This is a genomic window from Amycolatopsis sp. NPDC051106 (assembly GCF_040682775.1).
Classification (GTDB): Bacteria; Actinomycetota; Actinomycetes; order Mycobacteriales; family Pseudonocardiaceae; genus Amycolatopsis.
Genome location: NZ_JBFBBQ010000052.1, coordinates 20,521 through 39,997, shown reverse-complemented (window position 1 = coordinate 39,997; position 19,477 = coordinate 20,521). Strand labels below are relative to the sequence as shown.

The window sequence follows — 19,477 nt, the reverse complement described above, 5'->3', positions numbered from 1 at the left end:
TTCCGGGCACGCCGAATAGCGCGGCGGCCCGGGCAAGAACTACCGTTGGTTGAGGTCGAGATCGCACGGAACCCGCGGGGAGCTCTGGTTCCGGCTGTCGGGATGCATCGGGGGATGCATTGGGGGATACGGACGTGAGCGCGCCGAGGTTCAAAAGCGACCAGCCCGTTATCTGTTCGTTATCAAGCAAAATGCAACCGGACGCCATTCACCCAGGTCATCGCGGTGAGACCGGAAAAAGAACTTCCTGAACGACTCGCTCATATCCTGAACCACGAGTCAGCGGAGGCCGTGGTTCAGACCAGAACCGGACGCGCGCTGTGACACCGGAAGTGCCGACGCCACACGACCTCGCGCCGGGTCGCCTCCGATGCAGTGAATGACTCATTCCTTGCGTCCGGCGCCAGGAATGAGTCATTCACTGCGGCAGGGCGGGCCTGCGCGGCCGGTCCGGGGAGAGGAAAGAGTCAGCGCTGCACGACGACGAGCACGGTTCCGTCGTCGCCGCGGACCTCGAAGCGGGCGATCTGGTCCATCGGCAGGGAGATGGAACCTTGCAGCCGCAACGGCTCCGGGGAGCCGGGGATGCCGAACCCCTTGGGCGGCACCGACCAGCCGGACACGACGCGGGCGTCGCCCGTCGTCGAGATGGCGAACAGCTGGCACTTCAGCGGCCCGACGATGCCGCGGAGCTCGAGGTCGACACGGCTGCCCCACTCCACCGGGGACACCTTGATCACCGCGCTCACCGCGGACCCGCCGCTCCCGCTGCCGCGGCCGTAGGTCTGGCCGCCGCCCGGCTCGCTCGACGTGCCGCTGGACGGGGCCGGGACGCTCGTCGCCAGGACGCTCGTCGCCGGCGGTGGCTGCTTCGTGCCCGGGGCCGAGAGCGCCGCGGGCGGGACCGCGTCGGCCGGCCGGACCGCGAGGGTCACCAGCGGGCCGGCCACGACGAGCGCGGCGGCCGCGGCGCCGGCGATGATCCCGAGCCGCTTGCGGCGGCGGCGCTTCACCGAGGCCTCTTCCATCAGGCCGCGCAGCACGCGGGGCCCGGGCGCCAGGGTGCGCGGGCTGGGCGCCGGCAGCGGCGGCTCCGGCCAGCTGCGCTTCACCAGGTCGAGCACGTCCGGCAGCTGGTAGAGCTCGATCAGGTCGAGCTGGCAGTGCGGGCAGTTCATGAGGTGGGCTTCGAACTGGGTGCTCTCGGCCTCACTGAGGACGCCGAGCACGTACGCGGCGACGTCGGTGTGTGCGGACCCGGCCACCTTCAGTTCACCCCCGCTCACGCAAGGCCCGGCGCAGCGCGCGGACGGCGTGGTGGATGCGGGACTTGATGGTGCCCGGGGGCACGCCGAGGGTCGCCGCCACCTCGTTCACGGTGCGATCGCGCAGGTAGGTCTGCTGGATCGCCTCCCGTTGCTCGGGCGAAAGGCCCTGCAGCGCCTCGTAGACGATCATGGCGGCGAGCGTCCGGTCCGACTCGTCGGACACCGTGATCGCGTCGGACTCGATCTCCTCGAGCTCCTGGGGACGGACGCTCCGGCTGCGCCAGCCGTCGATGACGATGCGGCGGGCGACCGTGAACAGCCACGCGCGCAGCATCTCCGGCTGGCGGTCGAGCTTGTCCGCGTTCCGCCACGCCTTGATCAGGGTCTCCTGCACGACGTCTTCGGCCCACTGCCGGTCGTGGCCGGTCAGCCGGAGCGCGAACGCCATGAGGGACCCGCCGAACTCCTGGTAGAGCGCCTTCGCCAGATCGTCATGGGCGTCGTTGGGCTCGACGACGACTTCCTGATCTTCGACGGATCTCAGCGCTCGAGTGTGCCGTCCCACGCCGGACATCCTGGTGGGCCGGACGGCGTACGTCTAGTACCAAATGCCGCAACCCGGGGACCAAAACTTTTTTGAACCGTTTCCCGACCGTGTCCGTATCCCCTACCGAAGACCCCCGACAACGCGTTGTCCCCCGCAACGCTCCGCATTCACTCCGGACCGAATGTCCACAGTGGATCTTTCGCGCGCATTTTCGCCTCACCCCAGGCTACTGCGCGTAGTCATGCCCACGGAGGAGCAGTGATACGCATTCCCCGAACGGTGGTTCCCGCCGCCGTGTGCCTCACCGCACTCGCCCTGCTCACCGCCTGTACCGCCGGCGCGGCCACGACCTCGTCCGGTTACGGTGGCGCCGGTATGCAGCAGATGCCCGGTATGCAGGCCCCGTTGACCCTCGCGATGCCGCAGCCCATCACCGCGAACCCCAACGACCCGATGAAGAGCCAGATCAGGGCCGCGAAGACGTTCGACCTCGGTCTTCTCCTCGTCGACGGAACCGGGTACACGATCTACCGCTACGACCGGGACACGACCAACCCGTCCCGGTCGAACTGCAACGACGCGTGCGCGGCCAAGTGGATCCCGGTCAAGACCGGCGGTCCCGCGCCGATCGACGTCGACCAGTCGCTGATCGGCCAGATCACCCGTGACGACGGCACCCAGCAGCTCACCCTGGCCGGCTGGCCGCTGTACCACTTCACCGGCGACAGCGAACCGGCCGACACGTCCGGCCAGGGCGCCGAGCAGGCCTGGTACCCGATCGCGCCGGACGGCAAGAAGATCACGCTGACGCAGGACGAGTGGAGGACCAATGCTTTCGGCATCTGAGTACGCCGGGCTGGAGTTCACCCCTCCGTCCCCGCTCGAGCGTTCCCGCCCGGTGGTCCGGGTCCTGTTCGTGCTGGTCGCGGTGCTGACGCTGCTCGCGTCGGTGTCGCCGGCGTCGATCGCCCAGACGACCGCGGTCTCGCCCGAAGACGCCGTGCTGCTGACCAAGGTCCGCCAGGCCGGGCTGTGGGAAATGCCCTCCGGCATGATGGCGATGCAGAAGGGCAGCCCGAAGGTCCAGGCGATCGGCTTCGCGATCATGATGGACCACGGCCGCCTCGACGTCGCGACCCGCGCGTTGTCGGCGAAGCTCAACTCGCCGGTGCCCGACCAGCCCTCGGACGAACAACGCGGGTGGCTGCTCGAAGAGATGAACGCGCCCCCCGGGCCGTCGTTCGACAGCGTCTTCGCCAACCGCCTGCGCGCCGCGCACGGCCAGGTGTTCGCCGTCCTCGCGCAGCTGCGCGCCGGCACCCGCAACGAGGACGTGCGGGCGTTCGCGACCGTCGGCAACCAAGCCGTCCTGCGGCACATGACGATGCTCGAGAGCAGCGGCATGGTCGACTACACCGCGCTTCCCGCACCGGCCGTCTCCACCACGGCCGCGCCCGTCGGGCAGCCGCTCGGCCTCGACTCGTCCCAGATCGCCGTGGTGGCGGCGCTGTTCCTCCTGGTCGGTGGCGGCCTCTTCTACGTGCTGCGCCAGATCAAGGGCAACCGCGGCCGCGCCCGGGCGTCCCGCCGGCCGGCCACCGTCAGAACCGGGGGTAGCCATGGTTGAGACCTGGCACGACGCGACGCTCTTCCTCACCCAGCAGTTCCAGCCGAAGACCGACCCGGCGGCCCGCGGCCTCGCGGCCTTCGCCGCCCGGGCGTCCTACGCGGCGATGATGCTGACGCTCACCTGGGGCGTGCTCACCGCCACCGGCTGGGTGCGCTCGGTCACCGGCCGCAAGGCGCTGCGCAGCTCCCACATGGTGCTGGCCACCGGCACGCTGATCTTCGGCGGCATCCACGCGCTGGGCTTCTTCTACCTGACGGTCCAGCCCTACAGCCTGCAGTACCTGTTCCTCCCCTTCCTGTCGGGCCAGGAGACCCGGCACAGCATCGGCATCGTCGGCTTCGAGGTCATGCTGGCCATCGCGCTCACCGCGGGCCTGCAGCGGTTCACCTCCTACCGCCGCTGGCTGTGGCTGCACCGCTGCGCCTACCCGGCCGTCGCGCTGACCGCGCTGCACGCGTGGTTCGGCTCGATCGCCAACGGCCACCTCGCGGTCGTCTGGCTGGGCGGCATCACGCTGCTCATCCCGGCGGTCACGACGTCGCTGCTGCGGTTCATGCCCGCGCGGACCCTCGAACGCATCGGACTCGTGGAAGAGCAGGTGGCCTGACATGCCCTTCCGACTGCCCGGTGGCGGCCCCCGGATCAGCGTCGACAACGACCGGTGCGAGCTCTACGGCATCTGCGCCATGGAGGCGCCGGACGTGTTCGACCTCGGCCAGGACGGCCGCCTGCGCTTCCACACGCGGCTGCTGGACGAAACGACCATGGAACAGGCGAAGATGGCGGCCCGCTGCTGCCCGATGCAGGCGGTCGTGATGAGAGGAGAGCTCGATGGCTGACGGCGACCGGATCGTCATCGTCGGCGCGGGTGTCGCCGGGTTGCGCGCCGCCGAACGGCTGCGCGAGCAGAACTTCGACGGCGAGATCGTCCTCATCGGCGATGAAGCCCGGCGGCCCTACCACCGGCCGATGGTCTCCAAGGCACTGGTGATGGGGACCGAACGGCCCAGCGACGTGGGCCTTTCGCACTACCTGCCGGACCTCGACGTGCACTGGCGCCTCGGCGCGCGGGTCACGCACCTGGACACCACCGAACGGGTCGTTCACCTGCCCGGCGGCGAATCTCTCTGGTACGACGGCCTGATCGCCGCGACCGGCGTCTACCCGCGGCACCTGCCCGGAGCGCCGCGGCACGACCCGCGCGTGCGGATCCTGCGCACGGTCGAGGACTCGATGGCGGTGCGGCGCTGCCTCAACGCCAGCAAGAAGCCGGCCGTCGTGATCGGCGCCGGCCTGATCGGCAACGAGTTCGCCGCGAGCATGCGGCACATCGGCCGGGACGTCACGCTCATCGGGCACGCGAAGGCCCCGCTGCACCGCTTCGGCGACCGCGTCTCGAGCGGCATCGTCGAAGCGCACCACGAGCACCGCGCGAAACTCGCGATGAAGAGCGAAGTGCGGCACTGGATCAGCACCAAGGACACCGTCGGGCTGCACCTGACGAACAACCAGCTGCTGGTCGCCAGCGTCGTCGTGCTCGCCATCGGCAGCGTCCCGTCGGTCGACTGGATGCGCGGCTCCGGCCTCGACATCAGCGACGGCGTGCTCTGCGACTCGAAGCTGTTCGCCGAGGGCGCCTCCGACGTCGTCATCGCCGGCGACATCGCGCGCTGGCCGAACCTGCGGTTCGACGAGACCCCGCGGCGGGTCGAGCACTGGATCAACGCCGTCGAGTCGGCCCGGCACGCGGCGGACAACCTGCTGATGGGCCAGTCCAGCGCGAAGCCGTTCACCCCGCTCCCCCGGGCCTGGTCGACGCTGTACGACACGCGGCTGCAGATGTGCGGGATGCCCAGCCTGGCCGAGGACACCGTGACGCTGGCGGACGGCATCACCGGCTTCATCCGCGACGGCCGGCTCGTCGGCATCTCCTCGTGGGACAAGCCGCGGGCGATGCTCGACTGGATGGCCGAGCTCGACCGCCGGCTGCCCGCACCCGACTACGTGCCGGAGCCGGAGCCCGCTCCCGCCCCCGAGGTGGCGGAGGTCCCGACGGTCGAACCGTCGCCGGCCGCGCTGGCGGCCGACGTGCCGCCGGAGTTCGACAGCGGTTTCGACCACCAGGCCTTCGAGCGCGAGTTCGAGAGCGAGTTCGCCAACGACATCCCCACGACGGCGTTCCCCGCGCTGGCGGCCCCGCCCACCACGGCGTTCGCCGCGCAGCCCGGCGCGGCGGCGCCGCCGACCATGGCCATCCCGATCGGGAGGTAGCAGAAGCCGGGACGTGGCTGCGCGCGGCGGCCATCGTCCCTCGCCGGTCACCACACCCCCTCCGCGGCTGGGCGGTGTGGTGACCGGCCCCCAACGTCCCTCTGCCCGCCTCGCGTCCGTAGTGGAACGAGCGCCCGGCGGGCCGGAAGAGGGCCATCCCGAGGGAACCCGACACCCCCGGGGTGGCCTTCTTCCGGCGCACCGGGCGGGGGCCCGGGGTCGAGCGTCACGGCGGTTCCGCTGTCGCGGCGTGCACGTCCGGGCCGGCCGTTCCGGCGGAAGGGTATGCCGCCGGAACGGCCGGCCCGGTCGAAAAGTCGGGTCGGGGTTGCACCGGTGCGGGCCGTCTCGAGGGAACGGGAACCCTCGAGACGGCCTTCACCTCGTCCGGACCCCTTGGGACACCTTCGATTCGGCCACGACGAGCACGCCGAGGACGAGGACCGCGATCCCGACCACCCGCAGGCCGGCGTCCGCGCTCGCGACGAAGGCCGTGACGACGTCGTGCGCGCTTCGCGCCCTGGCCAGTGCTTCGGCCACCGTGTGCGCGCCGCGAGCCTCGGGCGGGAGCGCGGCGGCGAACTTCGCGGTCACGACCGTCCCGATGACGGCGACGCCGAGCGCGCTGCCGAACTCCCGGGTGGTGGCCTGCAGCCCGGTGCCGACGCCTGCCCGGTCCGGCGGCAATGAACCGGCGATGACGCCCGACAGCGTCGGCAGTGCGAGTGTCACACCGATCCCGGTCACCACCAGCCAAGCCGCGTAACCCGCGTACGGCGTCTCCGCGTCGCTCGTGGACAGTCCGAGCAGGCCACCGCCGACGAACGCGAAGGCCAGGGCGACGGTGGTGTCGAGGCCGATCCGCCGCGCCAGCGGGCCGGCGTGGCGGCCGCCGAGGATGATCGGGACGGTCAGCGGGATGATCCCCAGGCCGGTGCCGAGGACGCCGAATCCCTTGGCGTACTGCAGGAACGACGCGTTGACGTAGAACAGCGCGAACATGCCGAAGAAGATCGCCGTCATCCCGAGGCAGGCGCTGCGCAGGCCCGCGATCCGGAACAGCCGCGGGTCCAGCAGCGGGTGCCCGGCCCGGAGTTCGACGAACGTCCACGCGGCGAACAGCACGGCGGCGCCGGCGAACCCGGTCACGACCACCGCGCTCCCCCAGCCCGCTTCCGGGCCTTGGACGATCCCGACGAGCAGGGCGACCGACGCGCCGACGAGCAGCACCGCGGCGAGCGGGTCGAGCCGGCGGTCGTGGCGCGACGACACCGGCGCGGTGCGCGCCACCAGGGCCGCGGCGACCAGGGCGAGCGGCCCGGCAGCGGCGAACAGCCAGCGCCACGACCCCGCGGTCAGGACCAGCCCGCCGCCGACGTTGCCGAGGACGCCGCCGATGCCGGTCATCGACGCCCAGGTCGCGATGGTCGCGGCCTTCTTCTCCGGCGGCACGGCGTGGAGCAGGACGGCGAGCGAGTTGGGCAGCACCGCGGCGGCGCCGACCCCGGTGAGCGCCCGGCCGGCGAGCAGCAGGGGGACGTCCGGGGCCACCGCCGACAGCAGCGCGCCGGCGGCGAACAGCCCGAGCCCGGCCAGCAGGACGCCCTTGCGGCCGAACCGGTCGCCCACCGCGCCGCCCGGGATCACCAGGCAGGCGAACACGATGACGTAGGTGTCGACGATCCAGACCAGCGTGGACGCGGACGGGTGCAGTGGGCTCGCCGCGAGCATCGGGACGGCGAGGTTGACCGCCGCGACCATGCCGACGACGAGCACGACGCAGGCGCACATGAGCGTGAGCAGGCCGCTTCGTTTCTCGAGGTGCATGTGCCTGACGGTAGGAAACGCCACGTGCTGCGCGCCACGCAACTTCGGCAACGCAACTTTGCGTACAGTGCAACCATGGATCTGAACCTGCTGCGCGTGTTCGACGCGCTGTTGCGGGAGGGCAGCGTCACGGCCGCGGCCGAGCGCCTGAACCTGTCCATCCCGGCCACGAGCCGCGCGCTCGGCCGGCTGCGGCGGGCGATGAACGACCCGATCCTGGTCCGCGCGGGCCGCGGGATGGCCCCGACGCCGTTCGCGCTGCGCACCGCCCCGCGCGTGCGGTCGCTGCTGGAGGAGGCGTCGGCGCTGATCAGCACCGAGGTGGCGATCGCCGACCTCGAGCGGACGTTCACGATCCGCATCAACGACGGCGTGGCGGCGACCCTGGCCACGGCGGCGGCCGAAGCGACGGCTGCCACCGCCCCCGGCGTCACGCTCCGCTTCGTCGCGGAGGGCACCGAAAGCGCCGAGGCGCTCCGCGACGGCTCGATCGACCTGGACATCGGCGTGGGCGAGCACGCGGCCCCGGACATCCACAGCGCCGTGCTCTACCGCGAACGCCTCGTCGCGGCGGTGCGCGCGGACAGCCCGCTGGGCAGGCACCGCCGTCCGACGCTGGCGCAGCTGTGCCGCCACCCGCACATATCGGCGTCCCGGCGGGGCCGGGCGCGCGGGCCGCTGGACGAAGTCCTCGCCGCGGCGGGCCTGCAGCGGCGGGTGGCCGCGGTCGTGCCGACGTCCGCGGTGGCCGCGCTGGTGGTCTCGTCGAGCGACTACGTGGGGCTGCTCCCGCAGCGCCTGGCCGAGCAGCACGGCCCGGCGCTGGGACTCCGGTGGTTCCCGGTCCCGGCGGAGCTGCCGGAGGTGGAGGTGCGGCTGTCCTGGCACGCGCGGCTGGCCGCGGACCCGGCCCAGCGCTGGCTGCGCGACACGATCACCGACGCGCTCCGCTGACCGCGCCCCCGCTTCCGGCGTCTTGAATGAGTCATTCAGGTCTTGGGAGGTCCTGAATGAGTCATTCAAGACGTTTCGGGAGCCGCCGAAGCGTCCCGCGGGAACGGTCCGGTGTGGGACGATCGGTCCCGTGACCAGCACTGCCGCCACGGCTCAGTACCTGCGCGACCTCGCGCTGCTGCGCCGGGTCCGGGACCGGATCGACCGGGAGTACGCCCAGCCGCTCGACGTCGAAGCGCTCGCGCGCGGGGTCGGCATGTCCGCCGGGCACCTCAGCCGGCAGTTCCGCAAGGCCTACGGAGAGTCACCGTATTCGTACCTGATGACGCGGCGGATCGAGCGGGCGATGGCGCTGCTGCGCACGGGCGAGCTGAGCGTCACCGAGGTTTGCTTCACCGTCGGTTTCTCGTCGCTGGGCACCTTCAGCACCCGGTTCGCCGAGCTGGTGGGCGTGCCGCCGAGCGTCTACCGCGAGGAGCAGGCGGCGGCCACCGTCGGGATGCCGCCGTGCGTGGCCAAGCAGGTCACCAGACCGATCAGGAATCGAGAAGCGCGGCCCTCGGCGGCCACCTAGGGTGACGACCATGGACGTCACCATTCACTCGAGCTTCCTCCCCCACACCGACCCGGAAGCGTCCCTCGCCTTCTACCGCGACCTGCTCGGCTTCGAGGTCCGCCAGAACGTCAAGTACGGCGAGATGAGCTGGATCACCGTCGGCCCGCCGAACCAGCCCGACACGGCGATCGTGCTGTCGCCGGTGGCCGCGACGCCCGGCCTCACCGACGACGAGCGCCGCATGATCAACGAGATGATGGCCAAGGGCACCTACGCTTCGGTCAACCTCGCCACCAAGGACCTCGACGCGCTCTTCGCCAAGCTCGAGGCGGGCAACGCCGAGGTCGTCCAGGAGCCGGTCGAGCAGCCCTACGGCATCCGCGACTGCTCCTTCCGCGACCCCGCCGGCAACCTCCTGCGCATCCAAGAGCTGCGCTGAAGGGAACCCGCATGTGCCTCGGCCTGACCGTCGCCGCCCGCGAGCACTTCCGTGAGCTGACGTTGCTGCGGCGCGTCCGCGACCACATCGACCGAAACCCCGCGCGCCCCCTCGACCTCGAGGCCCTGGCGCACCTGGCGAACCTGCCGGCGCCCCGGTTCGTGGACCGTTTCCGGCTGGCGTACGGGCTTTCCCCGCACGCCTACCAGCGGGCCGCCCAAGCGGTGCGGGCCGGCCGTACGCTCACCACCCACCGAGTGCTGGAGACCCGATGACCAAGCCCACGAGGAAGTCCGCGCCGCACGTCGCCGACAGCCACGACCTGATCCGCGTCCACGGCGCGCGCGTGAACAACCTCAAGGACGTCGACGTCGAGCTGCCGAAGCGGCGCCTGACGGTGTTCACCGGGGTCTCCGGCTCCGGCAAGAGCTCGCTGGTGTTCAGCACGATCGCCGCGGAGTCGCAGCGGCTGATCAACGAGACGTACAGCACCTTCGTGCAGGGGTTCATGCCGACGCTGGCCCGCCCCGACGTCGACGTCCTCGACGGGATCACCACGGCGATCATCGTGGACCAGGAGCGGATGGGCGCCAACGCGCACTCCACGGTCGGCACCGCCACCGACGCCAACGCGATGCTGCGGATCCTCTTCAGCCGGCTCGGGCAGCCGCACATCGGCTCACCGCAGGCGTTCTCGTTCAACGTCGCCTCGATCAGCGGCGCGGGCGCCGTCACCATCGAGAAGGCCGGGCGGCAGATCAAGGAGCGGCGCAGCTTCAGCATCACCGGGGGCATGTGCCCGCGCTGCGAGGGCCGCGGCAAGGTCAACGACATCGACCTGACCGCGCTGTTCGACGAGGACAAGTCGCTCAACGAAGGCGCGATCACGATCCCGGGCTACAGCATGGAGGGCTGGTACGGCCGCATCTTCCGCGGCTCCGGCTTCTTCGACCCGGACAAGCCGATCAAGAAGTACACCAAGAAGCAGTTCAACGACCTGGTGTACAAGGAACCGACCAAGATCAAGGTCGAGGGCATCAACCTGACCTACTCGGGGCTGGTCCCGGCGATCCAGAAGTCGATGCTGTCCAAGGACGTCGACTCGATGCAGCCGCACATCCGCGCGTTCGTCGAGCGGGCCGTCACGTTCACCACCTGCCCGGACTGCGCCGGCACGCGGCTGTCCGAAGAGGCCCGGTCGTCGAAGATCGACGGGATCAGCATCGCCGACGCGTGCGCGATGCAGATCAGCGACCTGGCCGGCTGGGTGGGGAAGCTCGCCGAGCCGTCCGTCGCGCCGCTGCTGGACGCGCTGCGGCGCACCCTCGACTCGTTCGTCGAGATCGGGCTCGGCTACCTCTCGCTCGACCGGCCGTCGGGCACGCTCTCGGGCGGGGAAGCCCAGCGCACCAAGATGATCCGCCACCTCGGGTCGTCGCTGACCGACGTCACCTACGTCTTCGACGAGCCGACGATCGGGCTGCACCCGCACGACATCCGGCGCATGAACGAGCTCCTGCTGCAGCTGCGCGACAAGGGCAACACGGTGCTGGTCGTCGAGCACAAGCCGGAGGCGATCGCGATCGCCGACCACGTCGTCGACCTCGGGCCGCGCGCCGGCGCCGAGGGCGGCGAGATCGTCTTCGAGGGCACTGTGGACGGTCTGCGGAAGAGCAAGACGCTCACCGGGCGGCACCTGGACGACCGCGCGTCGCTGAAGTCGTCCGTGCGGTCGCCGTCGGGCTTCCTGGAGGTGCGCGGCGCCTCTGCGCACAACCTCCAGGACGTCGACGTCGACATCCCGCTCGGCGTGCTGACCGTCGTGACCGGGGTGGCCGGCTCGGGCAAGAGCTCGCTGATCCACGGCTCGGTGTCCGGCGGCGAGGGGGTGGTGACGGTCGACCAGACCGGGATCCGCGGCTCGCGCCGGAGCAACCCGGCGACGTACACGGGGTTGCTGGAGCCGATCCGCAAGGCGTTCGCCAAGGCCAACGGCGTCAAGCCGGCGCTGTTCAGCGCGAACTCCGAAGGCGCGTGCCCGAACTGCAACGGCGCGGGCGTGGTCTACACCGACCTGGGGATCATGGCCGGCACCGCGACGCCGTGCGAGGTCTGCGAGGGCAAGCGGTTCCTGGCCGAGGTGCTGGACTACCAGTTCGGCGGCCGCGACATCAGCGAGGTGCTGACGATGTCGGTGGCGCAGGCGCTCGAGTTCTTCGCGGGCGGCGACGCGGCCCTCCCGGCGGCGCACAAGATCCTGACGCACCTGTCCGACGTCGGCCTGGGGTACCTGACGCTCGGCCAGCCGCTCACGACGTTGTCGGGCGGCGAGCGGCAGCGCATCAAGCTGGCGACGCACATGGCGGAGAAGGGCGGGGTGTACGTCCTCGACGAGCCGACGGCCGGCCTGCACCTGGCCGACGTCGAGCAGCTGCTGGGCCTGCTGGACCGGCTGGTGGACGCGGGCAAGTCGGTGATCGTGATCGAGCACCACCAGGCGGTGATGGCCCACGCGGACTGGATCATCGACCTCGGCCCGGGCGCCGGCCACGACGGCGGCCGCGTGGTGTTCGAAGGCACACCCGCCGAACTGGTCGCTTCGCGGTCCACATTGACTGGTGAACACCTCGCCGAGTACGTCGGCTGACCAGCGCCCCAAGGTGGCCTTCGGTGCGTTGGATCGGCGCTGCGGCGCGAAGCGCCTCCGTTGAGGGCGGCGGTCGGGGCATGGGAGGAGCACCGAAGGGCCCCTTGGGTGCGTCTGACGCAACCAAGGCCACCTTGGGGCGCTCGACCGCCTGCTCCCCGGCCGAAGCCCCCCCAGCGGGTCGCCGCCCGGTCCACAGTGACCGGTGAACACCTCGCCGAGTACGCCGGCTGATCGTTACGGGCCCCTATACCAGATTCGGCGGTGGGGCAGGCCCCCGGAATGTGCCGGGGGCACTCCGGGTTTCCCGGGCCGACCCCTACCCGGAAGACTAGGGACGGTGACCACCACCGAGAACCCCGTCAGCACCGGTAGCGACTTCGCCCGGCTGAGCCAACGCATCTCCGCCGCCGGCCTGATGGTGCGCCGTCCCGGCTACTACACCGCCCGGTTCGCCGTCGTGGGCGGCTTGTTCGCCGCCGGGTGGGTCGCCTTCGCCCTGCTCGGGAACTCGTGGTGGCAGCTCGCCGTCGCCGCGTTCCAGGCCGTCATGTTCGCGCAGACCGCGCTGCTCTCGCACGACCTCGCGCACAAGCAGGTCTTCCGCCGCCGGCGGCCCACCGAGATCGCCGGGATGCTCGTCGGCAACCTCGGCATCGGGATGAGCTACGGCTGGTGGATGGACAAGCACACCCGCCACCACGCCAACCCGAACCACGAGGAGCTCGACCCCGACGTCGACCCGGACATCTTCGTGTGGTCGAAGGGCCAGGCCCGGGAAGCGAGCGGCGCCGCCCGGTTCATCGGGCGCTACCAGGCGTTCCTGTTCTTCCCGATGCTGACGCTCGAAGGCCTCAACCTGCACGTGTCGGGGATCCGCGCGGTGTGCAAGCCGGGCCTGCGCCGCCGCTGGGTGGAAGCCGCGTTGCTCGCCACGCACGTCGTCGTCTACCTCGGCGCGCTGATCACCGTGCTCTCCCCCGGCATGGCGATCCTGTTCTTCGTGGTCCACCAGGCACTCTGGGGCATCTACATGGGATCGATCTTCGCGCCCAACCACAAGGGCATGCCGACGCTGACCGGGCAGCCCGAGCTCGACTTCCTCCGCAAGCAGGTGCTGACCTCCCGCAACGTCCGCGGCGGCGCCGTGATCGACGTCGCCCTCGGCGGCCTCAACTACCAGATCGAGCACCACCTGTTCCCGAGCATGCCGTCGCGGCACCTGCGGCTGGCGCAGCCGATCGTCGAGGGCTACTGCGCCGAGCTGGGCGTCCCCTACCTGCAGACGAGCCTCGTCGAGTCCTACCGCCAGGCCCTCACCCACCTGCACGAAGCTGGGGCCCCTCTCAGGAACCGTTCGTAGACTCGGAGTATGAGGAAGACGATCGCGGCCCTGCGGGACCTGCCGGCGGCGTTCGGCGCGAAGGCCGCCGGCGCCCGGGCCGAGCGGGTCCGCACCTCGCCGCAGTTCGACGGCAAGGTGTTCCGCAACGTGGCGCCCCGGCACCCGATGACGGCGGCGGCGATGCGGACGATCTTCCGCGAGATGTTCTTCGGCGAGCACCGCGAGCTGCGCAAGCCCGCCGGCGCGGTGCCGCTGGTGGCGTCGGAGCCGGTGCTGTCGGCCGACGGCCTGCACGTGACGTGGTACGGCCACGCGTCGGCGCTGGTCGAGCTGGACGGCGCCCGCGTGCTGCTCGATCCGGTCTGGAGCGACCGGGTGTCGCCCGCGGCGTTCGCCGGCCCGCGGCGGCTGCACGAGCCCCCGGTGACGCTGGCCGGGGTCGGCCGGGTCGACGCGGTGGTGATCTCGCACGACCACTACGACCACCTGGACCTGGCGACGGTCCGCACCCTGGTCGCGTCGTCCGAGGCGCCCTTCCTGGTGCCGCTCGGGGTGGGCGCGCACCTCGAACGCTGGCGCGTCCCGGCGTCGCGCATCATCGAGCTGGACTGGCACGAAGAGGCCACGGTGGCCGGCGTCCGCTTCGTCGCGACGCCGGCCCAGCACTTCTCCGGCCGGGGCATCACGAACGACGACACGCTGTGGACGTCGTGGGCGCTGATGGGGCCGGCGCACCGCGTGTTCTACAGCGGCGACACGGGATATTTCGACGGTTTCGCCGCGATCGGCGAGCGGCACGGCCCGTTCGACGCGGCCCTGATCCAGGTCGGCGCGTACGCCCCGCACTGGCCGGACATCCACATGACCCCGGAGGAAGGCGTCGCGGCGGGCCTCGACGTCCGGGCGAAGCTGCTGATCCCGGTCCACTGGGCGACGTTCCAGCTGGCGATGCACCCGTGGGGCGAGCCGGCGGACCGGGTGTGGCGGGAGGCGAAGGCGGCGGACCTGGCGCTGGCGATCCCCCGCCCGGGCGAGCGCATCGACGTGACGGAGCCGCCCCCGGTCGACGGCTGGTGGCAGGCGCTGTGAAGCTGAAGCTGGACCTCCACGACATCTACAACCGCGGCGGGGAGATCGACCGGGCGCTCAAGGGGATCATCGACGAGGCCGTCGCGAAGAAGGCACCGCTCGTCGAGATCATCCCCGGCAAGGGTTCAGGCCAGCTGAAGAAGCACGTCCTGCGGTTCCTCGAGCGCAAGGACGTCAAAGCGCTCTACCACCGGATCGAGAAGGACAAGGACAACTTCGGCCGGGTGTTCGTGCACTTCCGCTGGAAGTGAAGGCGAGTCACCGCCCGGCTTCGTCGGCATCGGGTGGCGCGACGGTCGCGAGCTCCCACGCCTGGCGGAACGCGCTGACGGTCAGCCAGGCCAGCCGGGCGTTGACGGAGAAGAGCTGGCGCACCGAGCCGAGGGTGTCGAAGGACGTGTCCCCCTCGGTGCGGCCACGGTCGAGATCCGCCGGAGCGAAGCCGGCGCCGAACACTTCGAGCACGGTGGCCAGGTAGTAGAGGTACCCGAGCGTCTCCAGCCGCAACCGGTGCAACGAGGCCGGCTCCGCCGCGTGGCCGGCGGCCGCAGGTGGCTGCCGCACCGCGCGCAGCAACACGGCCGGGTCGGCGACGGCGTGCGCGTCGACGTGCCGGACCAGTTCACTCGCGGCGACGTCGTCGTAGGTGCCGTGTGCGACGACCGTGCGCAGCGCGCCGAGCTTGTTCCTCAGGTCCCCGGCGACCATCCGGTGCGCGACGTCAGGGAGTGAGCCGCTTTCGCGGATCATCTCCCGGGTCACCCGGATCAGTTCCCGGGGCAGTCCGCCCGCCAGGCAGTGGGCCAGGCAGGTGAAGGGCTCCGGCAGGCCGAGGACGCGATTGCTCAACATCTCTTTCGCTTCGCCGAGGGTCAGGTACTCCAGCCGGAGGATGACGTCGAACGTGCTGTCGAACGCGTCCCGGACCGGGAGTCCGCGCCGCTCGAAGGACGCGAGGGCGTCTTCCGACACCGACACGAGCAGCAGGAATCCCGGCACGCCCACGTCGACGAGCGCCTTGATCTCGTTGACGAAGTCCTGGGCGGCTTCCGGTGTGGCGATCTTGTCGAGCTCGTCGAGGATGATCACCACCGAGGGGGTCGCGACGCCGGGCTCTCGCTCGACACACGCGACGGTCGCCCTGAGGAACTCGCCGAAATCGCGAACGATCTGCGGGTACGTCCGGGGTTGCCGGGTCACCTCCCGCGAGCCGCTGAGTCCCACTTCGGCACCGGCGAGCACACCGACCTTCCCCGACCAGCCCGCCGTGTGCTTCTGCTGGAACTCGATCTCCTCGAGCCGGTCCACCGCCAGGCGCCGCAGCGCGGGCAGGTCTTCCGGCGGTGTTTCCCCCGGTCCGCCTGCGCGGCTCGGTGCGGGAGCGGGAGGACCGGCCGGCCGGTGGCGCACCGCCACGGCGAGCAGACCGCCCACCCCGAACAACGACACCACGGGCCACCAGAGCGACGTGAGCCACGTCCTGATGTCGACCTTCGGGTCGCGCAACGACAGGGAGCCGGCCAGTCCCAGGACGAGCCATGAGGCCACGATCGCGGCGAACGGCCACCACCGCCGCAGCCGGGCGCGCCAGACCGGCCGGAAGGCCGGCTGCCCGGCATCGCCACCTCCGGGTCCGTCGCAGAACTTGATGACCGCGCCGCACATGCGGGCGTACAGGTACAGGACGAACTCGCGCATGTCATAGCGCACCGGCACGCTCTCGAGCAACGCGATGTGCGCGTCGCGGAAGTCCTGGAGCTTGCCGTCCCGGAACGCCTCGAGCCAGGTCGACTTGCCGGCGCCCCGCGGTCCCGCCACGCCGACCGCGCCACCGCTCAGGCCGGCCAGCACCATCTCCAGCCGCTGGCCGGCCGCGGTCTTGCGAGCGATCGGCTGGTCCGCGCGCATACGGCCGAGGGCGCGGGGGTCGTAGCTCGGCAGCACCGTGCTGAAGGGTGGGTGGCGCGCCTCGTTGGTGTGGTGCACGACCAGCTGCCGGACGGGTCCCTCGGCTGCTTTCCGCCACGCGCTCATGGCCTCTTCGCATTTCTTCGCCAGCCGGTCTTCCTGCTGTTTCCACCCGCGGCTGCCGACGCGGCTCACGTCCCGCGACAGCCACCGGGGCAGTCGTGCGCTCAGCACCAGCGGCCCCCCGAGCACCATCGTCAGCAGGGCCAGCACATCGGCCGACGACCAGCTCACCCAATCCGGCCCCGGCACCGGCACCACTCCGGTCAGCACGAGAGCCGCGAGAACCATCGCGACTGCGGTGACGCGGACTTCCCGGCCGACGACCGAGGTCGGGATGCGGCGCGCTTTCAGCTCCGGTCGAGCGGGCTCGTTGGTGGCCGCGTAAGCGCCGAAAGCCAGCACGAGGATGCCCACGCCCGCGACGATCCAGACTCCCTTCGACAGCACCGGGCCCGCGAACTCCTCGAAAGCCGTCCAGTACCGCCAGAGCATCAGCAGGTACACCGTGACGAAGCCGGTGACCAACGGCCATCCCGCGCCACCGCGGGCCGGTACGCCGGTGAGCCTGCGACCCGCCCGCTCGACGGCCACGTAAATCGGGCGGAGCAGGGCGAAGCCGACGACCACGACGGCCACGGCCACCCAGAAGTGGCCGGTGGGGCTCAAGGGCGCCTGGAGGAACTGCCAGAAGGCCACCGGACCGAGCACGCCGAGCGCGAGCGCGGCGCCGAGCGCCGCGTGTGCCCTCTTGTCCCGGAGATCCGGCGGACCGGCCGGGGGGCCGGGCGGGTGCCGGTGGGCCGACAGGGCTTGGCGAGCGTCCTCGAGCGCGGCGGTCTCGCTCTTCACCTCACTGAGCAAAGCCGGCCAGTCGCCCGTCACCCTGGTGATCACGTCCGGGCGCAGCTCGCCGAGGTCGATCTCCGGACGTTTCCGGTCGAGCCGGCGCTCGAGGTCGTCGAGCACCTCGCCGGCCAGCTTGCCCAGCTCGTCGACGAGATCCTCCGGGGCCCTGCTGTCCGGGTTCCCGTGGTCACTCCGGGAACCGGAGTCGGCCTGTGGCGAAGCGGTCACGGAGCGGGATGTTAACGAACGTGAGCGTCCCGGCCGGGCGATATCGGCTTTTCGGTGACTCAGAACCGGCTGTCGTGGCGGGCTTCGGCCCAGGCCCGGTCCCACGCCGCGGAGTGGAAGCGGCCCACCGCGAACCGGGCGATTCCGTACAACCCCGCCAGGGACCCGGTGATCGCGACCCACAGCAGGATCGCCGCGAAGACTCCGTCCGCCGCCGAAGTGGCCGGCGAGAGCGGCTCGTTCGCCAGCTCGCCGCGCTGGTCCAGCCACACCGGCACGTGCGTGCCCGCCGGGCTGCCCGCGTCGGCGAGGACGTCGCCCGTGTGGCGGGCGCCGCGGGCGTCGAACCAGGCGGCCTGGACCGTCGTCTGGTCGGCCGGGGCTCCCGCGCCGTCGGTGCTGTAGGGCTGGTTGGGCGCCGCGGCCAGGGACACCGCCGTCGCCGGGTGCCGGGTCGTGCGTTCCTGCTCGGCGCGGGCGGTCTGCGACGCGTAGGTGTCGGACCCGAACGCCGCCGCGAACGGCAGCGCCAGCAGCGCGCCGGCGAAGACCAGCGCCAGCAGCGCGGCCTCGACGCGGTCGCCGAACCTGGTCAGCGGATTGCGGCCGGGGTGCAACCGGCGCCGGAACCGGGCGATCCGTCCGCTGGGCCCACGCATGCGCGACACACTCCTCCCGGAAACACTGCAACTGGGTAACAGTGTGCGCGCTAAGGCTCGACTTTCTCTCGTGATTGGGATGCGGCCCACCTGTGAAACCCTGCACAACCACCCGGTCGCCCTAACTCGCCGCGATCGCCGACCACAACGCGTGAGCGATCTCCGGGCCGCCGACGTCGTCGTGGCCGCGCACGAACCCGTCGGCCGGCAAGTTGTGCGGGACGCCCGGACGCCAACGGTAGGTCCCGCTCACCGGTAACAGCTCGGCGGTGACGGCTTCGGGCGTCCGCTGCGCGCCGTGGCGGCCGATGCCGCCGTAGGAGCCGCCCACCAGCATTTCCGCGATCGAGTAGGGGACGTCGGCGGCGACGTCGTGGAGGGTGTGCGTGATCAGGATCGGCCCGGTCACGACGCGCTCGTCGAGGATCCGGCGGAACTCACCGGGCTGCCCGTCGCCCCGGTCCGCGGCGAAGCCGTACTGCGAGACCATCGCCTGCAGCAGCGCCACCGTGGCCGCCGAGCCGGCCGGACGCGCGTTCGCCGCCGCCGTCACCACCCGGCCGCCGAAACCGTGCCCGGCGAGGTGGATCCGCAGGCCCGGCCGGGCGAGCGCGCCGAGCAGCGGAGCGAGCCCGTGCTCCCCCACCGTGCTCGCGCGGGCCTTGAGCTCGTAGTGCACCAGGTAGTCGAGCAGCCGCTCGGCCGCCGGTTTCGCGAGCCGGTCCATGACCGTGCCGCCGGGCAGGGAGAACAGCTGCGCCGACGCGTCTTCGTGGTCTTCGGCACCTCGGGTGGCCACGGAGAGCACGGCGGCGGCGAACGCCGTGCGCGCGGTCGCGCGGGCCGTCAGCGCCGGCACGAGGTCGGCGGCCGCGTCGATGGTGAGCCGTTCCCCGGGCCGGAGGTCCCGCAGCCGGTCCAGCCGCTCCGCGAGGTCGGCGCCGGGCGACTCGGGGGACGGCCACCGGACGCAGGCGAGCGCGACCCGGCGGCCGGGCACGCCGTCGCGCACCGAGCGCAGGGACTTGGCGAGCGCGGCGTAGAGCCGGTGACTCCAGCCGTGGCAGAGCACGAGCAGATCGGTGGCTTCGACGGCGATCGCCCGCACGCCCGCGCCCCGGTCGCCGACGAGCTCGCCCGCCCGGTCGAACTCGACCTCGGCGGCCGGGAAACCGCACAGCTGCACGGTGGTCCTCCTCG

At 71.5% G+C, this 19,477-nt stretch carries 19 protein-coding genes; 13 read left to right on the top strand and 6 right to left on the bottom strand.

Annotation, left to right across the window (positions count from 1 at the left end; genetic code table 11):
* Nucleotides 1–467: 467 nt before the first annotated feature.
* Together AB0M83_RS31555 and AB0M83_RS31550 are read right to left on the bottom strand one after the other, a co-directional pair.
* Nucleotides 468–1,265: a zf-HC2 domain-containing protein gene (locus AB0M83_RS31555; RefSeq protein ID WP_364522408.1), complete on the bottom strand. Its 798-nt coding sequence runs from the start codon at nt 1,263–1,265 to the stop codon at nt 468–470.
* Nucleotides 1,266–1,272: 7 nt separating this feature from the next.
* Nucleotides 1,273–1,833, bottom strand: a complete 561-nt coding sequence (locus tag AB0M83_RS31550) for a sigma-70 family RNA polymerase sigma factor (RefSeq protein WP_364522406.1) — start codon at nt 1,831–1,833, stop codon at nt 1,273–1,275.
* A gap of 357 nt (nt 1,834–2,190) precedes the next feature.
* Here AB0M83_RS31550 and AB0M83_RS31545 point away from each other — a divergent pair, with 357 nt between their 5' ends.
* Genes AB0M83_RS31545 through AB0M83_RS31525 form a run of 5 tightly spaced genes read left to right on the top strand, consistent with a single transcriptional unit; the run spans nt 2,191 to nt 5,716 of the window.
* Nucleotides 2,191–2,661, top strand: coding sequence for a hypothetical protein (locus AB0M83_RS31545; protein ID WP_364522404.1), 471 nt, complete (start codon nt 2,191–2,193; stop codon nt 2,659–2,661).
* Nucleotides 2,645–3,442, top strand: coding sequence for a DUF4142 domain-containing protein (locus tag AB0M83_RS31540; protein ID WP_364522402.1), 798 nt, complete (start codon nt 2,645–2,647; stop codon nt 3,440–3,442). The genes AB0M83_RS31545 and AB0M83_RS31540 overlap by 17 nt, the downstream gene beginning before the upstream one ends.
* Nucleotides 3,435–4,052: a ferric reductase-like transmembrane domain-containing protein gene (locus AB0M83_RS31535; protein WP_364522400.1), complete on the top strand. Its 618-nt coding sequence runs from the start codon at nt 3,435–3,437 to the stop codon at nt 4,050–4,052. The genes AB0M83_RS31540 and AB0M83_RS31535 overlap by 8 nt, the downstream gene beginning before the upstream one ends.
* A 1-nt stretch (nt 4,053) precedes the next feature.
* The gene (locus AB0M83_RS31530) at nt 4,054–4,284 is read left to right on the top strand and encodes a ferredoxin (RefSeq protein WP_257922546.1); all 231 of its coding nucleotides are present in this window, start codon (nt 4,054–4,056) and stop codon (nt 4,282–4,284) included.
* Entirely contained in the window at nt 4,277–5,716 is a 1,440-nt protein-coding gene (locus AB0M83_RS31525) for an FAD/NAD(P)-binding oxidoreductase (protein WP_364522398.1), read from the top strand. Before AB0M83_RS31530 ends, AB0M83_RS31525 begins: the two co-directional genes overlap by 8 nt.
* A 378-nt stretch (nt 5,717–6,094) precedes the next feature.
* Here the strand turns inward: AB0M83_RS31525 and AB0M83_RS31520 are convergent, their stop codons facing one another.
* Nucleotides 6,095–7,507, bottom strand: a complete 1,413-nt coding sequence (locus AB0M83_RS31520; RefSeq protein WP_364522467.1) for an MFS transporter — start codon at nt 7,505–7,507, stop codon at nt 6,095–6,097.
* A 111-nt stretch (nt 7,508–7,618) separates the two neighbouring features.
* Here AB0M83_RS31520 and AB0M83_RS31515 point away from each other — a divergent pair, with 111 nt between their 5' ends.
* From AB0M83_RS31515 to AB0M83_RS31480, 8 genes are all read left to right on the top strand, one after another.
* A complete protein-coding gene (locus AB0M83_RS31515) occupies nt 7,619–8,497 on the top strand; it encodes a LysR family transcriptional regulator (protein ID WP_364522396.1) in 879 nt (292 codons plus the stop codon).
* Nucleotides 8,498–8,627: 130 nt separating this feature from the next.
* Complete coding sequence (locus AB0M83_RS31510; RefSeq protein ID WP_364522394.1) at nt 8,628–9,071, top strand: helix-turn-helix transcriptional regulator; 444 nt, start codon at nt 8,628–8,630, stop codon at nt 9,069–9,071.
* A 10-nt stretch (nt 9,072–9,081) separates the two neighbouring features.
* The gene (locus AB0M83_RS31505; protein WP_364522392.1) at nt 9,082–9,492 is read left to right on the top strand and encodes a VOC family protein; all 411 of its coding nucleotides are present in this window, start codon (nt 9,082–9,084) and stop codon (nt 9,490–9,492) included.
* A gap of 11 nt (nt 9,493–9,503) precedes the next feature.
* Entirely contained in the window at nt 9,504–9,767 is a 264-nt protein-coding gene (locus AB0M83_RS31500; protein WP_364522390.1) for an AraC family transcriptional regulator, read from the top strand.
* A complete protein-coding gene (locus AB0M83_RS31495) occupies nt 9,764–12,139 on the top strand; it encodes an excinuclease ABC subunit UvrA (RefSeq protein WP_364522388.1) in 2,376 nt (791 codons plus the stop codon). The genes AB0M83_RS31500 and AB0M83_RS31495 overlap by 4 nt, the downstream gene beginning before the upstream one ends.
* 340 nt (nt 12,140–12,479) lie before the next feature.
* Entirely contained in the window at nt 12,480–13,502 is a 1,023-nt protein-coding gene (locus AB0M83_RS31490; protein ID WP_364522386.1) for an acyl-CoA desaturase, read from the top strand.
* A gap of 9 nt (nt 13,503–13,511) precedes the next feature.
* A complete protein-coding gene (locus AB0M83_RS31485) occupies nt 13,512–14,573 on the top strand; it encodes an MBL fold metallo-hydrolase (protein WP_364522384.1) in 1,062 nt (353 codons plus the stop codon).
* On the top strand, nt 14,570–14,824 hold the full coding sequence (locus AB0M83_RS31480) for a Smr/MutS family protein (RefSeq protein ID WP_364522382.1): 255 nt from the start codon (nt 14,570–14,572) through the stop codon (nt 14,822–14,824). Before AB0M83_RS31485 ends, AB0M83_RS31480 begins: the two co-directional genes overlap by 4 nt.
* 7 nt (nt 14,825–14,831) lie before the next feature.
* Here the strand turns inward: AB0M83_RS31480 and AB0M83_RS31475 are convergent, their stop codons facing one another.
* The 3 genes from AB0M83_RS31475 to AB0M83_RS31465 form a co-directional block, all read right to left on the bottom strand.
* Nucleotides 14,832–17,618: a transcriptional regulator gene (locus tag AB0M83_RS31475; protein ID WP_364522380.1), complete on the bottom strand. Its 2,787-nt coding sequence runs from the start codon at nt 17,616–17,618 to the stop codon at nt 14,832–14,834.
* Between the two features lie 59 nt (nt 17,619–17,677).
* Nucleotides 17,678–18,277, bottom strand: a complete 600-nt coding sequence (locus tag AB0M83_RS31470; RefSeq protein WP_364522378.1) for a hypothetical protein — start codon at nt 18,275–18,277, stop codon at nt 17,678–17,680.
* A gap of 121 nt (nt 18,278–18,398) precedes the next feature.
* Entirely contained in the window at nt 18,399–19,463 is a 1,065-nt protein-coding gene (locus AB0M83_RS31465; RefSeq protein ID WP_364522376.1) for a hypothetical protein, read from the bottom strand.
* Nucleotides 19,464–19,477 lie beyond the last annotated feature (14 nt).

Bases quoted from the DNA above. Each gene is read 5' to 3' on its own strand.
- AB0M83_RS31495 (WP_364522388.1), top strand. From the start codon at position 9,764: ATGACCAAGCCCACGAGGAAGTCCGCGCCGCACGTCGCCGACAGCCAC.
- AB0M83_RS31470 (WP_364522378.1), bottom strand. From the start codon at position 18,277: ATGCGTGGGCCCAGCGGACGGATCGCCCGGTTCCGGCGCCGGTTGCAC.
- AB0M83_RS31515 (WP_364522396.1), top strand. From the start codon at position 7,619: ATGGATCTGAACCTGCTGCGCGTGTTCGACGCGCTGTTGCGGGAGGGC.
- AB0M83_RS31500 (WP_364522390.1), top strand. From the start codon at position 9,504: ATGTGCCTCGGCCTGACCGTCGCCGCCCGCGAGCACTTCCGTGAGCTG.
- AB0M83_RS31485 (WP_364522384.1), top strand. From the start codon at position 13,512: ATGAGGAAGACGATCGCGGCCCTGCGGGACCTGCCGGCGGCGTTCGGC.
- AB0M83_RS31535 (WP_364522400.1), top strand. From the start codon at position 3,435: ATGGTTGAGACCTGGCACGACGCGACGCTCTTCCTCACCCAGCAGTTC.
- AB0M83_RS31545 (WP_364522404.1), top strand. From the start codon at position 2,191: ATGCAGCAGATGCCCGGTATGCAGGCCCCGTTGACCCTCGCGATGCCG.
- AB0M83_RS31520 (WP_364522467.1), bottom strand. From the start codon at position 7,507: ATGTGCGCCTGCGTCGTGCTCGTCGTCGGCATGGTCGCGGCGGTCAAC.
- AB0M83_RS31525 (WP_364522398.1), top strand. From the start codon at position 4,277: ATGGCTGACGGCGACCGGATCGTCATCGTCGGCGCGGGTGTCGCCGGG.
- AB0M83_RS31505 (WP_364522392.1), top strand. From the start codon at position 9,082: ATGGACGTCACCATTCACTCGAGCTTCCTCCCCCACACCGACCCGGAA.
- AB0M83_RS31530 (WP_257922546.1), top strand. From the start codon at position 4,054: ATGCCCTTCCGACTGCCCGGTGGCGGCCCCCGGATCAGCGTCGACAAC.
- AB0M83_RS31540 (WP_364522402.1), top strand. From the start codon at position 2,645: ATGCTTTCGGCATCTGAGTACGCCGGGCTGGAGTTCACCCCTCCGTCC.